We start from the raw sequence: 14253 nt of genomic DNA on the forward strand, positions 1-14253 counted from the left end.
ATAAGTTCTATTTTGTCAGATAGACGCTATTCGTCAATCTTTCGTATTCTATGTGCGGAGGATTTCTATGACTTATCGTTATCGTATTGCACTTATTTTCCTGCTTGGCTTTTTTATTGACTGTATAAATATTTTTATGTCAGCTATAGCACTTCCTGCAATTGCAGAAGATATGCAGGTTTCAATTGTTTCTGTCACTTGGGTATCAAATAGCTATATTCTAGGCTTAACACTTATTATTCCATTAAGCCATTGGTTGTCTCAACGCTTTGGTATTCGAGCGCTAATGGTGACATCGATGCTATTTTTTAGTTTGTCTGTTGCACTGGTGGGATATTCTCATCACTTTGGCGAACTTATATTTTGGCGTTTTATTCAAGGTGTGAGTGGCGGGTTATTAATACCTATTGGGCAAGCACTGACTTTTCAATATTTTCAAGGTCATGAAAGAAGTAAAATCTCAACATTGATTATGGCTGTTGCGCTTATTGCACCTGCGATCTCACCAACTTTAGGGGGACTAATTGTTGATGTAGTATCTTGGCGTTGGGTATTTTATAGTAATATTCCTTTTTCTTTATTTACCGCGTTTCTGGCTTTTTTATGGGTCAAAGAACCACGACCACAAGGGAAGAGTGTACCTGATATTAAAGGTGTTATTTTAATCAGCTTAATGATTGTTTCTGGGTTATTAGCGCTTTCTTCTTATGGTGAATACCATTCACCGTTATTAGCATTATTTGCTTTAAGTTTAGCCATTCTATTTTTTGTGTTTTATTACTTTCATTACAAAGGTTATTCATCATCGGTTATTAATTTAAAATTATTAAAAAACCGAAAACTGTCTCTCTCCATTTTTGTTTATTACTGTATTCCTGGCGTTTTTACTGGTGTAAATATTTTAGCGATTTTTTATTTACAGCAGCATTTAGGTTTTAGCGGACAAGGAACTGGTATTTTTATGCTGTTATATGCCATAGGTGCGTTTACAGCCATGATAATAAGTGGTGCACTTTATAATAAATTAGGCATGAAATACTTATTTATTATAGCGTTGTTATTACATAGTACAGGTATTGCCTTATTAGCTTTGGTCAGTGATCCTAATGATATTACATTGCTTATTGTGGCTTATTTAATTATGGGAATTGGTGGTGGGATAGGTGCAAATACTGCACAAACAACAGCACTGTATGATTTTGTTTCCCAAGAATTAGTACAAGCAAGTGTTATTTGGAATATCAATCGCCAAGTTGTTTTCAGTATTGGGGCAACTGTTGTCGCAATGTTATTTAATACGCTTTCTTTATTTAATATACCTCAAACCGCTTACAGTATGACTTTTATAGGCTGTGCTTTAATTGGAATATTACCAATAACGTTATTATTAACGTTAAAAAAACAAAAAACTTCTCAGGAAATACATAATGAATATTAATAATGATGCAATAATAAAAAGTATAAAAACACTTCATGATGCAATTGAAACTATTTTTACTTTATCGACTTTATCAACTGAGGCATTAGATAGTATTAAAACCTATTTATCAGCTGATTTTTCGATGGTGGGCTTAAGTGGAAAGGTAGTTTCTTATAATGAGGTTATCTCTTTGTTTAAACAAAATGCAGGTAAAAGAAGCAGTCTGAAAATAGAAACGGACGAGTATAAAATAATTTATCAGTCAGATTGTTTGGCAGCGGTCAGATATCGAGAAACTCACTATGAAAATAAGAAAATTCTTATGCGTCAGTCAATGGTGTTATTGAGACGCAATTCTCAAAATGATGATTGGCAGTGGTACTATCTCCATGAGACACCAATTACTAATAATTGATTGATTTATATAAAAACCAGCTTGATTGCTGGTTTTTTATTCCATTAAAAATAATATTAATAATTGAGGCAGTCTACTAATTGCTAATTAGCAAGCATTTTTATGTTGTACTAATAAAAATATTTTTTCTATTCAGAGCATAAAGCATATTGCGTGTTGCAAAGAAGAGTTTATGATTGGCGGCTGAAAACTGTGTTTTCTATTCTTTACGTTACTATGATTCCCTTAGAGGCACCTCTTAAGTATAGTTAAGAAACCTATAGCTTAATTATTTATGGACTTAACTCTGGAAATGTAAGGAAGGTATTATGCAGTTTCTTTGGCCTGTTCGTGTTTATTATGAAGATACTGATGCCGGTGGTGTTGTTTATCACGCCAGTTATCTTAAATATTTTGAACGCGCCCGAACAGAACTACTCAGAGAAAAAGGTTTTCATCAGCATGATTTACGGGAGTATGATCATGTTGTGTTTGTTGTGCGTAAATTATCCATCGATTATATTGCGCCAGCAAGGTTAGATGAGCTTCTGCAAGTAGAAAGTGAAATTACCACATTACGTGGTGCATCAATGACATTTTCTCAAAAGCTTATTAATCAAAATGGTTCTGTATTATGTAGCGCAGAGGTTTTAGTTGTCTGCGTAGATTCATCCAAAATGAAGCCGGTTGCGCTTCCTAAGTCCATTATCGCGGAGTTTAAGTAGTGGCTGACATGAATGTTATCGATCTCTTCCTAAAAGCGGGACTTTTAGTTAAGTTGATCATGTTGCTTTTAATCGGATTTTCTATTGCATCTTGGGCGATTATCATTCAACGGACTAAAGTCCTGAATGCGGCAGATCGTGAAGCTGTCGATTTTGAAGATAAATTCTGGTCAGGTACAGATTTGGCTCGTTTATATAAAGAAAGCCAAGCAAGACGCGATGAATTATCCGGCTCTGAACAAATATTCCATTCAGGATTTAAAGAATTCGCACGTTTGCATCAAGCAAGCGTTCATGCGCCAGATGCGGTTGTTAATGGTGCAGCAAGAGCAATGCGGGTTTCTTTTAATCGTGAATTAGAATCACTTGAAACTCATATCCCATTTTTAGGCACTGTTGGCTCAATCAGCCCATATATAGGTCTGTTTGGTACTGTCTGGGGGATTATGCATGCCTTTATCGCTTTGGGCAGTGTAAAACAAGCAACATTACAAATGGTCGCACCCGGTATTGCTGAAGCATTAATTGCAACAGCTATCGGTTTATTTGCGGCGATCCCCGCAGTTATGGCTTATAACCGGTTTACGCAGCGTGTAAATAAACTGGAACAAAGTTACGATAACTTTATGGAAGAGTTTCTGACGATTTTACATCGCCAAGCTTTTGTCTCCGCAGAAAAGAAATAATTAACGCAAAAGGAGAAGGCTGATGGCACGGGGTCGCAGTAGCCGGCGAGGCATAAAATCAGAAATAAACATTGTTCCTTTGCTTGATGTGTTACTTGTGCTTTTGTTGATTTTTATGGCAACAGCACCAATTATCTCGCAGAGTGTAGAAGTTGATCTTCCTGAAGCAACTGATACACAAACAGTTTCCACAGCGGATAATCCGCCTGTGATTGTCGAAGTTGCAGGGATAGATAAGTACAATATCCGTGTAAACCAAGAAATTTTGGAATTGTTACCGCAAGAACAGATTATGGCTGAAGCAAAGCTACAATTGGAAAAAAATCCGAAAGTAGTCTTTCTTATTGGCGGTGCTAAAGATGTTCCTTATGATGAGATAATTAAAGTGCTCAATATGTTACGTCAAGCAGGTGTTAAATCTGTTGGTTTAATGACTCAACCTATATAAATAGGTTGAAATAAGTTTGGATAATAGCGTGGGAAAGAAGACGAAACCAATCCGAAGTAAACTGAGCGGTTCAGTTATCTTGTCTACCGTCTTGCATTTGCTTGCTGTCGCATTACTTATCTGGGGTTCACTGACTCAGAAATGGGATTTAGGTGGCGGTGGTGGAGAAGGCGGGCAGGTTGTTGATGCTATTATGGTCGATCCTAATGCGGTGGTACAACAGTATAACCAGCAAAAAACACAACAAGCCAGCGTCCAAAAAGCAGAGCAAGAACGTAAAGAGCGTGCGGAGCAACAAGAAGATGAGTTGCGTCAACAGCAGCAAAAAGAGCAAGAGCGCTTAAAAACATTAGAAGTTGAACGTCTACAAGCTAAAGAAGCCGCAGAGACTCAACGTCGTGAATCCGCAGCCGCTGCAGCAAAAGCGAAAGAAGAACAAAAAGTTGCAGAAGAAGCCGCAGCGCAGGCAAAAACAGAGCGAGATCGTATCTTAAAAGAACAAGCCGATGCCAAAGCGAAAGCAGAAGCTGAAGCAAAGAAACAAGCAGAATTAGCTAAGCAAAAAGCAGATGAAGCTAAAGCAAAAGCGCAAGCCGATGCCAAAGCGAAAGCAGAAGCCGATGCCAAAGCAAAAGCGGAAGCTGATGCTAAAGCAAAAGCTGCCGCAGAAGCCAAAGCGAAAGCGGCTGCAGATGCAAAGGCAAAAGCCGCCGCAGCTCAGCAAAGTAAAACAGTTGATAGTTTACTTGATGGTTTAGTCTCTGACGGAAATAATAAACAATCTGGTGCTTCAGCAATGGGGCAAGGTGGCAGCAATCGTACTGGCGCAAACGGTGAAGGTATCGACCGTTATAAAGGGCAGGTACAAAGTGCTATTCAACAAAAGTTTATTGATCCTGAGTTATATAAAGGTAAAACGTGTGAACTAAAAGTGAGTATTGCACCTGATGGTTTATTGATAAGTGCAAAAGCGGTTGGTGGTGATCCTGCTTTATGTCAAGTGGCATTGCGAGCAGCCAATACAGCTAAACTACCTAAACCACCAAAAGATATTTACGAAGAGGTTAAATCACCAGTAATTGAGTTTAAGCCATAAAACACTCTGATAGTAGGAAAACATACACGAATTTATAGCTATTTTAGAATGTTATTGATGCGTTGTATGGTGTTGTTGAGAAGCGTTTGTTACTATTCTGTGCGTTATTGCGTAATAACCGCAATAATAAAAGGGAGACATGATGAAGCAGGCATTAAATGTTATTTTTGGACTTTTTATCTTATGCGTTACAGCATTCGCTAACGCTGAAGTCCGAATTGAAATTACACAAGGGGTGAATACTGCTCGCCCTATCGGTGTTGTCCCTTTTAAATGGGAAGGCACGGGTCAAATGCCAGAAAATATTGCTGGTATTATTGCAGCTGATTTACGCAATAGTGGAAAATTTAACCCTATTGATGTCTCACGTATGCCTCAGCAACCGGTTACCGCATCAGAAGTTCAACCTGCGCTTTGGACAAATTTAGGTATCGACTCAGTTGTTGTTGGCCGTGTTCAACCTTCTGCTGATGGTCAGTATTTAGTGAGCTATCAGTTAGTTGACGTTGCGGGTTCACCAGGTGCGGTATTATCACAAGGTGAATATAAAATCCCTGCAAAATGGCTACGTTACTCAGCTCATACAGCTAGTGATGAAGTTTTTGAAAAATTAACAGGTATTCGTGGCGCATTCCGCACACGTATTGCTTATGTTGTTGTGACAAATGGTGGGGCATACCCTTATGAACTGCGTGTTTCTGATTATGATGGATTTAATCAAGATCGCGTTTATCGTTCATCTCAGCCATTAATGTCACCCGCATGGTCACCTGATGGTGCTAAACTGGCTTATGTAACCTTCGAAAGCGGCCAATCTGCATTAGTGGTACAAACATTAGCAACCGGTGAAATCCGCCAAATTGCGTCTTTCCCAAGACATAATGGGGCACCTGCATTTTCACCAGATGGCTCTAAATTGGCTTTTGCACTGTCAAAAAGCGGAAGTTTAAATTTATATATTATGGATTTAGCCAGCGGCAGTATGACCCAAGTAACTAATGGCAGAAGTAACAATACTGAACCCGCTTGGATGCCAGATGGACAAACCTTAGTCTATACTTCAGACCAAGGTGGTAATCCTCAGATTTATAAAGTGAATATTAACGGTGGAACACCTGAACGTCTTACTTGGGAAGGAAAACAGAATCAAAATCCTGCTGTAAGCCCAGATGGTAGTTTCTTAGTTATGGTGAGTTCTGCAAGTGGTAGGCAACATATCGCGAAGCAGGATCTGGAAACGAACGCAGTAGAATATCTGACGGATACGTTTCTGGATGAAACGCCAAGCATCGCGCCTAACGGCACCATGGTGATTTATAGCTCTACTCAAGGGTTAGGCACTATTTTGCAGTTAGTATCGACTGATGGACGTTTCAAAGCGCGTCTTCCGGCGACTGATGGACAGGTAAAATCACCTGCCTGGTCTCCGTTTATGTGATGCATAAGAATTATGTGAATTATGTATGGCAAACAAATAAAGGAACAAATAGAGATGCAATTAAACAAAGTATTTAAAGGGTTGATGTTAGCATTACCACTCGTTGCTGTTGCAGCATGTAGCTCAAACAAAAACGAAGATCAAACAGATACTAACAATGTACCAGTTGTTGAGCAAGGTCCTACTGCTGAAGAATTAGCGCGTCAGCAATTAGAACAACTGAAACAACAAAACATCGTTTACTTTGGTTTTGACAAATATGACATTAGCTCAGATTACGCTAACCTGTTAGATGCGCACGCAGCATTCCTGCGTTCAAATCCATCAGTACTTATCACTGTAGAAGGTCATGCTGACGAACGTGGTACTCCAGAATACAACATCGCTCTGGGCGAACGTCGTGCAAACGCAGTGAAAATGTATCTGCAAGGTAAAGGCGTTTCTGCTGATCAACTGAAAATCGTTTCTTACGGTAAAGAAAAACCAGCAGTACTGGGTCATGACGAAGCCGCTTACGCGAAAAACCGTCGTGCAGTACTGGATTACTAAGAGAACGGCATGAACAACAGTAACTTCAGACCTTTCTTGATGAGTCTGTTGTTACTGGTTGGCGTAGCGGCTCCTGTAGCCGCTATTGCCCAAGCGCCAATCAGTAATATCGGTTCTGGTTCGACCGATGAACGACTCACCCAACTTGAGCGTTTTTCTAATGCTCACAGCCAGCTTTTGACCCAATTACAGCAACAACTCGCCGATTCTCAGCGTGATATTGATATGTTGCGGGGACAAATTCAGGAAAACCAATATCAACTAAATCAAGTTGTAGAACGCCAACGCAATATCTATCAACAATTAGATAGCCTTGGTGGTGGTACTTCTGGTGCAACTGCGCCAACAGAGACAACTCAACCTGATAATAGCGCTTCTTCAACACCTGCAACTGCAACTAGTGGTTCAACAGGGGATGAAAAAGCAGATTATAATGCAGCAATAGATATCGTATTGAATTCAAAAGATTACGATAAAGCAATTGTTGAATTAAACAACTTTATCAATAATTATCCGAAGTCTAGTTATCAATCAAATGCACATTTTTGGTTGGGGCAGATGTATTACCTGAAAGGTAATAAGGATCAGGCAGCAAGCACTTTTGCTATCGTTGTTAAAAATTATCCAAAATCTCAAAAAGCAAGTGAGGCCTTTTATAAAATTGGCCTGATTATGCAAGAGAAAGGGCAGAAGGATAATGCTAAAGCTATTTATCAACAAGTAGTGAAGCAATATCCAAATAGCGCTGGAGCTAAATTAGCTCAGAAGCAGCTAGGAACACTTTAATTATTGACCCCGTAATGCATTAAAGTGCATTTTCGGGGTTAAATGATTGTTTTTTCAGCGGTTGAATGTTTTTTTTAAAAAAAACATTGCACAAAAACATTAAATCAGTATTATTAGCCGCCGTTGCCACAGAATGTGGTGCGCTCGAAAAAGGGTCGTTAGCTCAGTCGGTAGAGCAGTTGACTTTTAATCAATTGGTCGGGAGTTCGAATCTCCCACGACCCACCATTTTCGAGTCCCTTTCAGTTGTATTGAAATGGGTCGTTAGCTCAGTCGGTAGAGCAGTTGACTTTTAATCAATTGGTCGGGCGTTCGAATCGCCCACGACCCACCATTTCAAATTATTATTTTTCTAAATCTAATCTCTCAAAAAAATCTCCCAATTAAACAAGATCGTAATAGCTACTAAATTACTCCTCTATCTATTTCTCTACGCTTACCATCACAATTTCAGTATTAAAAAATAGCTTTCCCAAAATAGAAAAAGCTATTTCAATCTAATTTAAATTAATTGTTGTAACTTATAGCGGCAATTTGTGATGGCAAATAATGGCGGATGTAATTTGCTTATATTCGTTTTCAGTCAAAAATTCATTATCGATAAACCAATTACTAATAAGTTCTTGGGTTTTTATTGCGGTATCAATAGATAAGTTAAATCTCTGCGAAGCGTCAGCAAAAAATGCCATGATAATCGATAAGGCAGCAGCAGCTTCATAAGGGGTGCTCATAGCTAAAGTATTTTCTAATGCACGTAATGAGTAAAACTTAGGTAGCCATTCTCTTAGATTTTTTCCTTGATACCATACATCTTGAGTTGAGGATTGCAGGGCAACTTGTTCAAGTAAACTGATTAGCCAAGCTCGCATGTCTCCCATGTGATTTTCAGCGGGCCAAAGTTCATGACGCAAAATAGCTACAGCGACCTGTGTCGCTTCAAACCAAAATTCTTGAGCATTAGCATTGGCTTGTTCTTTTGTAAGCGTAGGTGGCGTTATGGTGCTAATTTCAGGAAGCTCATCACATAAACCCGTTTTATCTAGTAAAACTTGATAGCCTCGCTGGTAAACTGGGCTAAGACCTTCTATTTTCATATCAGATATACGCAGAGGTTCAGCCATCATAATATCCATTTTTCGGCCTTGAGCTAAAACGTGTAAGTATATCGGCCATGATTTGCCTTTAGGATCTTCACATTCCAGCAGGAGATTAACAAGTGCTTCGCCAAATTGGTTGAGCCAATGCTGATTTGTCGCAAGTTCAGTGGCGCCGTGGCCAATAAGTTCTATATCAATGTCAGAATAGCTATCGATTTTTTTGTTACGCCCCAATGAACCGGTTAATACTACGGCTTCAATTCTTGGGTCGAGCAAAGCAAAAGACAGTATGTTGTCTATTAAGCGTGTTGTTGGCTCCATATTTCTCTCTAGTAATTAAGACTGAATTAAAGTTATTTATTATTGTATTGTCGTTCAATATTTGGTCAGAATAATTTGTTTAGTATGTAAAACATTTATTTGTTTTTATTGTAAATTTATAAGAATATGTTCAGTATTGGAAACGCATCACTATTATAAATATGAATTTATAATATATCTTCACTACTTTGCAACGATATCGCAATAACCCATATTTTATTTGTTTATTCTATTATTTAGACGGGGTTGTAAAATGGATGTTATAGGTTGGTTTAGTATCAACAATATTTTAGTCAATATCCCATTAGGTAAAGAGGGATATGCTCTCTCTTGGATCGAAGCCGTGGGAACAATTGCTGGATTATTATGTATTTGGCTTGCCAGTCAGGAAAAAATCATTAATTACCTTTTTGGATTAATTAATGTCACTTTATTTGCCATTATTTTCTTTCAAATCCAATTATATGCCAGTTTATTACTTCAAATTTTCTTCTTTGCTGCCAATATCTATGGATGGTATGCATGGAGCCGCGTTAATGATTTTCAGCAAGCAGAACTAAAAATTCGTTGGCTTAAATCGAGCCATCGTATTTTTTTAATTATTGTTTCAATAGCTGCAATAGCTGCATTAACGCTGCATATTGATACGGTATTTGGTTATCTTGCGGTTATCGCTGTTAACATTCTCAATACCTTTGGTGCCGGCTTACCAGCACCGGTGCTAGAGCCTGATGCTTATCCGTTCTGGGATTCTACCATGACAGTACTTTCTATTATGGCGATGATCTTAATGACTCGTAAGCTGGTTGAAAATTGGCTAATTTGGTCAGTGATTAATGTGATTAGCATAGTGATATTCTATAAACAGGGTGTCTACGCTATGTCAATTGAATACATTATTTTGCTGGCAATTGCGATTAACGGTTCTCGTTTGTGGGTCAAAGCCGCAAAACGTACTAACAGAAATAATTACCTCTAAAAATAAAAAAAGGCTGGTAGAGTTATATTTCTATCCAGCCTTACCCTTCATTGCTTTTATTCTTGTTTTTTATGAAATTTCAAATCATTATTTTGCTTAAATGCGCTATTGCCGCTTGGCTTATCTTTTTGATGAATAGATTATTGCGGCTTTAGCTAGAAAGAGTGTTTACAGATAGAAAACGAATGGTTAGATTGAGAAAGCATAATAACATCAATTAAACAACATAGAGTGGATACACGGGAATGAATTATCAAAATGATGACCTTAAAATAACACAAATCAACGAACTTTTGCCGCCAGTTGCACTATTGGAAAAATTTCCAGCAACAGATAATGCCGCTTTTACAGTTCGTCATGCCCGTGAAGCTATTCATCAGATTTTAGCTGGAAAAGATGATCGTCTGTTAGTGGTGATTGGACCTTGTTCTATTCATGATCCTAAAGCTGCCTTAGAGTACGCTCAGCGCTTAAGTCTAATCAGAGAAGAGCTAAAAGATAAACTTGAAATAGTAATGCGTGTTTACTTTGAAAAACCACGTACAACGGTTGGCTGGAAAGGGTTAATTAATGATCCTCATATGGACAGCACTTTTGATATCAATGAAGGTTTACGTATCGCACGTGATCTTTTGCTGACCATTAATGATAGTGGCTTACCTACTGCGGGTGAGTTTTTGGATATGATAACGCCACAATACGTTGCCGATCTAATGAGTTGGGGCGCGATAGGCGCACGAACTACAGAGTCTCAAGTTCACCGTGAGTTATCTTCCGGATTATCTTGCCCCGTTGGTTTTAAAAACGGAACTGATGGCACCATTAAAGTTGCAATAGATGCAATTAATGCTGCTGGCTCACCACATTGTTTTCTTTCTGTGACCAAATGGGGGCATTCTGCAATAGTTCGCACTGCAGGTAATGGGGATTGCCATATTATTTTACGTGGTGGTAAAGAGCCTAATTATAGTGCAGAACACGTTGCAGCTGTAAAAGAAGGGCTGAAAAAAGCGGGCTTACCACAAAATGTTATGGTGGATTTCAGTCACGCTAATAGCTGTAAGCAATTTAAAAAACAAATGGAAGTGGGCGCAGATATTTGCCAACAAATTAGTGGTGGCGAAAAATCACTGATTGGTGTGATGATTGAGAGCCATTTAGTTGAAGGTAGTCAGTCTTTAGAAAGTGGTGAGCCTTTAGTGTATGGCAAAAGCGTTACTGATGCTTGTATTGGTTGGGATGATACTGAAACGCTGTTACGTCAATTAGCAGATGCGGTTGTAGCGCGTCGTGGCTAACTTATATTAGCTTTAAAATTAAAATCTAATACCGTTGATAATTAATTCAACGGTATTTTTTTATATACTATAAATAAAATATTAATCGTATATTTTTAATAAATTAAATTTAAACAGTATAATGTTCAGCTTAATCTTATCGTTTTATTAATATCATTTTATTTTCTTGTTTTCGGAAAATAAATATTACCTAGAGAGAATTGAAAATAATAATGGCTTTATTGAAATGGTAAGATTGGATTGTTTATTTTATAGTTGTATATTTAAAGTTATTATAATTAAAGAATAATAAAGTGAAATATAAAAAATTAATAAAAAAATACCGCTATTATTTTTAGCGGTATTTATCATATAAACCTAAATAAATAGATTTAAGGCAAAATTATTTTGCTTTACCTTGGTTAGCAACAGCGGCTGCTTTTGCTGCGATTTCGTCAGCATTACCTAAGTAGTAACGTTTGATTGGTTTCATATTTTCATCAAATTCGTAAACTAAAGGTACAGCTGTTGGGATATTCAGCTCAAGAATTTCATCTTCACCCATGTTATCTAGATATTTAACTAGAGCACGCAGTGAGTTACCGTGAGCAGCAATAATAACTTTTTCGCCAGATGCCACACGTGGTTTGATAACTTCTTCCCAGTATGGAGTAACACGGTCGATAGTCAGTGCTAGGCTTTCTGTTACTGGTAATTCAGCCGCAGTTAAAGATGCATAACGTGGATCTTTACCTGGGAAACGTTCGTCATCTTTAGTTAATTCTGGTGGAGTGATTGCAAAACCACGACGCCATTGTTTAACTTGCTCATCACCATATTTTTCAGCGGTTTCAGCTTTGTTTAAACCTTGTAACGCACCGTAATGACGTTCGTTCAGTTTCCAGCATTTTTCAACTGGCAGCCATTGTTGATCAAGTTGATCAAGAATATTCCACAGAGTGTGAATTGCGCGTTTCAGCACAGAAGTATATGCGTAGTCAAAAACAAAACCTTCGGCTTTCAGCAGTTTACCTGCTTCTTGCGCTTCATTACGGCCTTTTTCGGACAACTCAACGTCAGTCCAGCCTGTAAAACGGTTTTCTTTGTTCCATACACTTTCACCGTGTCGAACTAGCACAAGCTTAGTTACTGCCATAGTTTAGACTCCTATAATTACTTTCTTAATATAAGTTTAAAATCAGCTTACAATCATTATATGGATCATCGACAAGAACGCCAAACATAACTAACAAAACAAAGGGTATTAAGTCAAAAATAGCGTTCGTTCGATGAATTATTGCACAGTTGTCACACCTTTTGCTTAATCGATCAAGCTATTAATCTAGCTGGTTCGGCGTAAAAAAACAAAATATCCATCTTGTATAAAAAATAGGCGAAAATGACGCCAGTAAAAATTGTAAATTCGCTGCTTGTGTAGATTAAATAATAAGCAAAAAATTACCGAATTTTTAATAAAAAGCTAAAGCTAAATTAGAATCTAAGTTTACACGTAAATACTAGAATCATTGCCCCAATTATGACAGTAAAAATCAGTATTTAACAAATTTCTTGCTGATAACGATAAATTTCACCATCTTTAATAAAACTAAGTCGATGAGTAATACACTGTGGTGCATCTTCTTGGTGATGACTAACAAATAAAAGCTGAGTATTACTGTGACTGATCATGATATCGATAAAACGTTGTACTAATAGGCGATTAGTCGTATCTAATCCTTGTAAAGGCTCATCAAGAATAAGCAATGTTGGATGCTTTACTAAAGCCCGTACAATCAATACTAAGCGTTGCTGACCCCATGAAAGAGAATGAAATGGATTATTTGCTTGTGCGGTTAAACCAATCAATGCAAGCCATTCATCAGCAAGTTTAAGCTGTTTATCCGTCACTGCTTGATAAACACCTATCGAGTCATGAAAGCCTGAAATAATGACATTTTTTACATTAGAAGAAACACGATAGCTTTGATGCAGGGCATTACTGACATAACCTATGTGCCGTTTTATTTCCCAAATGGTTTCACCGCTTCCTCGTTTACGACCAAATAAAGTCAAATCATTACTATAACCTTGGGGATGGTCGCCTGTTATTAAGCTTAATAACGTAGATTTACCTGCACCATTAGGGCCTAAAATTTGCCAATGTTGTTGCGGTTTAACTTCCCAGCTTAAGTGATGAAGAACGGGTTTATCATTATAACTTACTACCCCGTCATTAAGAATAATGGGAGAAAGAGTCGGGGATAATATAGGAATAGCATCAGAAGGATCTTGTTCTGGTAGCGTGAGATTTTTAAGCGTCTCACTGTGAGATAATTGCCTAATAATCGAATCTGAAAGGATCTGCTGTTTTTCTCCTTGAATGATTAATTTACAATCAATTAATAGGCCTGCATATTGAATAAAATCAGGGATATCATTAAAACGATTTAAAATAAGCACTATAGTTAGATTTTTTTGATGTAATAAGGTTAATAACTCGTTTAAAACATGGCGAGAATCTACATCTAAACCATCAAAAGGTTCATCTAAAATTAATAAATCAGGTTTATCCATCAAAAGTTGAATAAGCAATACTTTGCGTGATTCACCAGTAGAAAGATATTTAAAACGTCTAGACAATAAATGCTCGATACCAAATTGTTTTGCTAATAATAAACAGCATTCATCATCTTTAATATGCATTTGAACAACCTGTGCAACGGTTAATCCCGTATCATCTTCATCCTCACTGAGTAAATCTGTATTGTTACGTCGCCATTCGTCTTCGATTATTTTTTGCAATTTTTCAAACGAAAGACTGATAGGGCGAGTAAAGGTGTTAATTAATTTACCAGATAATAAAATACCTTCTTGGCATAAAGTATTAGCAAGAACCGTTTTTCCACTGCCATTACTACCGATAAATGCCCAACTTTCACCTTCGTTGATGGCTAAGCTTTCAATTTGTAAGCAACGTGTGTCACTTAAGCGAAATTGTGTTTGTTTAAGTTGCAAGTGCTTCATTATTATTTTCCTT

General features: G+C 37.6%; 14 protein-coding genes and 2 tRNA genes. 13 read left to right on the forward strand and 3 right to left on the reverse strand.

Features of this window, described 5'->3' with window-relative positions; genetic code table 11:
* Positions 1 to 67 precede the first annotated feature (67 nt).
* From PH4a_RS12240 to PH4a_RS12290, 11 genes are all read left to right on the forward strand, one after another.
* Positions 68 to 1438 carry an MFS transporter gene (locus PH4a_RS12240; protein WP_129040069.1) on the forward strand — a complete coding sequence of 457 codons (1371 nt, stop codon included), beginning with the start codon at positions 68 to 70 and terminating at the stop codon, positions 1436 to 1438.
* A complete protein-coding gene (locus PH4a_RS12245; RefSeq protein WP_129040071.1) occupies positions 1428 to 1835 on the forward strand; it encodes a DUF4440 domain-containing protein in 408 nt (135 codons plus the stop codon). The genes PH4a_RS12240 and PH4a_RS12245 overlap by 11 nt, the downstream gene beginning before the upstream one ends.
* Positions 1836 to 2143: 308 nt before the next feature.
* Positions 2144 to 2539 carry a tol-pal system-associated acyl-CoA thioesterase gene (gene ybgC, locus PH4a_RS12250; protein ID WP_129040073.1) on the forward strand — a complete coding sequence of 132 codons (396 nt, stop codon included), beginning with the start codon at positions 2144 to 2146 and terminating at the stop codon, positions 2537 to 2539.
* Positions 2539 to 3225: a Tol-Pal system protein TolQ gene (gene tolQ / locus PH4a_RS12255; RefSeq protein WP_064719360.1), complete on the forward strand. Its 687-nt coding sequence runs from the start codon at positions 2539 to 2541 to the stop codon at positions 3223 to 3225. Before ybgC ends, tolQ begins: the two co-directional genes overlap by 1 nt.
* Before the next feature lie 22 nt (positions 3226 to 3247).
* Positions 3248 to 3673 (forward strand): colicin uptake protein TolR, encoded by a 426-nt coding sequence (tolR, locus tag PH4a_RS12260; RefSeq protein ID WP_064719361.1) that lies wholly within the window; start codon positions 3248 to 3250, stop codon positions 3671 to 3673.
* Positions 3674 to 3701: 28 nt separating this feature from the next.
* Positions 3702 to 4769 (forward strand): cell envelope integrity protein TolA, encoded by a 1068-nt coding sequence (gene tolA / locus PH4a_RS12265; RefSeq protein WP_129040075.1) that lies wholly within the window; start codon positions 3702 to 3704, stop codon positions 4767 to 4769.
* 142 nt (positions 4770 to 4911) lie between these two features.
* The gene (tolB, locus tag PH4a_RS12270) at positions 4912 to 6207 is read left to right on the forward strand and encodes a Tol-Pal system beta propeller repeat protein TolB (protein WP_064719363.1); all 1296 of its coding nucleotides are present in this window, start codon (positions 4912 to 4914) and stop codon (positions 6205 to 6207) included.
* 54 nt (positions 6208 to 6261) lie between these two features.
* Positions 6262 to 6756 carry a peptidoglycan-associated lipoprotein Pal gene (gene pal / locus PH4a_RS12275; protein ID WP_129040077.1) on the forward strand — a complete coding sequence of 165 codons (495 nt, stop codon included), beginning with the start codon at positions 6262 to 6264 and terminating at the stop codon, positions 6754 to 6756.
* Positions 6757 to 6765: 9 nt separating this feature from the next.
* Complete coding sequence (gene cpoB, locus PH4a_RS12280) at positions 6766 to 7542, forward strand: cell division protein CpoB (RefSeq protein ID WP_129040080.1); 777 nt, start codon at positions 6766 to 6768, stop codon at positions 7540 to 7542.
* A 152-nt stretch (positions 7543 to 7694) separates the two neighbouring features.
* Positions 7695 to 7770, forward strand: a tRNA-Lys gene (locus PH4a_RS12285).
* A gap of 30 nt (positions 7771 to 7800) precedes the next feature.
* Positions 7801 to 7876, forward strand: a tRNA-Lys gene (locus PH4a_RS12290).
* A 187-nt stretch (positions 7877 to 8063) separates the two neighbouring features.
* Here PH4a_RS12290 and PH4a_RS12295 read toward each other — a convergent pair.
* A complete protein-coding gene (locus tag PH4a_RS12295) occupies positions 8064 to 8960 on the reverse strand; it encodes an aminoglycoside 6-adenylyltransferase (protein ID WP_129040082.1) in 897 nt (298 codons plus the stop codon).
* A 253-nt stretch (positions 8961 to 9213) separates the two neighbouring features.
* Between PH4a_RS12295 and pnuC the strand changes: the two genes are divergently transcribed.
* Together pnuC and aroG are read left to right on the forward strand one after the other, a co-directional pair.
* A complete protein-coding gene (gene pnuC, locus PH4a_RS12300) occupies positions 9214 to 9939 on the forward strand; it encodes a nicotinamide riboside transporter PnuC (RefSeq protein ID WP_129040083.1) in 726 nt (241 codons plus the stop codon).
* 245 nt (positions 9940 to 10184) lie between these two features.
* On the forward strand, positions 10185 to 11237 hold the full coding sequence (gene aroG / locus PH4a_RS12305; protein ID WP_064719367.1) for a 3-deoxy-7-phosphoheptulonate synthase AroG: 1053 nt from the start codon (positions 10185 to 10187) through the stop codon (positions 11235 to 11237).
* A gap of 382 nt (positions 11238 to 11619) precedes the next feature.
* On the opposite strand, the gene gpmA is transcribed toward aroG, so the two are convergent.
* On the reverse strand, positions 11620 to 12372 hold the full coding sequence (gene gpmA / locus PH4a_RS12310) for a 2,3-diphosphoglycerate-dependent phosphoglycerate mutase (protein WP_064719368.1): 753 nt from the start codon (positions 12370 to 12372) through the stop codon (positions 11620 to 11622).
* Between the two features lie 401 nt (positions 12373 to 12773).
* On the reverse strand, positions 12774 to 14240 hold the full coding sequence (gene modF, locus PH4a_RS12315) for a molybdate ABC transporter ATP-binding protein ModF (protein ID WP_129040085.1): 1467 nt from the start codon (positions 14238 to 14240) through the stop codon (positions 12774 to 12776).
* Positions 14241 to 14253 lie beyond the last annotated feature (13 nt).

Source organism: Proteus hauseri (genome assembly GCF_004116975.1).
In the GTDB taxonomy this organism is placed as follows: Bacteria; Pseudomonadota; Gammaproteobacteria; order Enterobacterales; family Enterobacteriaceae; genus Proteus; species Proteus hauseri.

Excerpts from the sequence above, each read along its gene's own strand:
- PH4a_RS12240 (WP_129040069.1), top strand. The coding sequence starts at position 68 with ATGACTTATCGTTATCGTATTGCACTTATTTTCCTGCTTGGCTTTTTT.
- PH4a_RS12245 (WP_129040071.1), top strand. The coding sequence starts at position 1,428 with ATGAATATTAATAATGATGCAATAATAAAAAGTATAAAAACACTTCAT.
- ybgC (WP_129040073.1), top strand. The coding sequence starts at position 2,144 with ATGCAGTTTCTTTGGCCTGTTCGTGTTTATTATGAAGATACTGATGCC.
- tolR (WP_064719361.1), top strand. The coding sequence starts at position 3,248 with ATGGCACGGGGTCGCAGTAGCCGGCGAGGCATAAAATCAGAAATAAAC.
- tolB (WP_064719363.1), top strand. The coding sequence starts at position 4,912 with ATGAAGCAGGCATTAAATGTTATTTTTGGACTTTTTATCTTATGCGTT.
- pal (WP_129040077.1), top strand. The coding sequence starts at position 6,262 with ATGCAATTAAACAAAGTATTTAAAGGGTTGATGTTAGCATTACCACTC.
- cpoB (WP_129040080.1), top strand. The coding sequence starts at position 6,766 with ATGAACAACAGTAACTTCAGACCTTTCTTGATGAGTCTGTTGTTACTG.
- PH4a_RS12295 (WP_129040082.1), bottom strand. The coding sequence starts at position 8,960 with ATGGAGCCAACAACACGCTTAATAGACAACATACTGTCTTTTGCTTTG.
- pnuC (WP_129040083.1), top strand. The coding sequence starts at position 9,214 with ATGGATGTTATAGGTTGGTTTAGTATCAACAATATTTTAGTCAATATC.
- aroG (WP_064719367.1), top strand. The coding sequence starts at position 10,185 with ATGAATTATCAAAATGATGACCTTAAAATAACACAAATCAACGAACTT.
- gpmA (WP_064719368.1), bottom strand. The coding sequence starts at position 12,372 with ATGGCAGTAACTAAGCTTGTGCTAGTTCGACACGGTGAAAGTGTATGG.
- modF (WP_129040085.1), bottom strand. The coding sequence starts at position 14,240 with ATGAAGCACTTGCAACTTAAACAAACACAATTTCGCTTAAGTGACACA.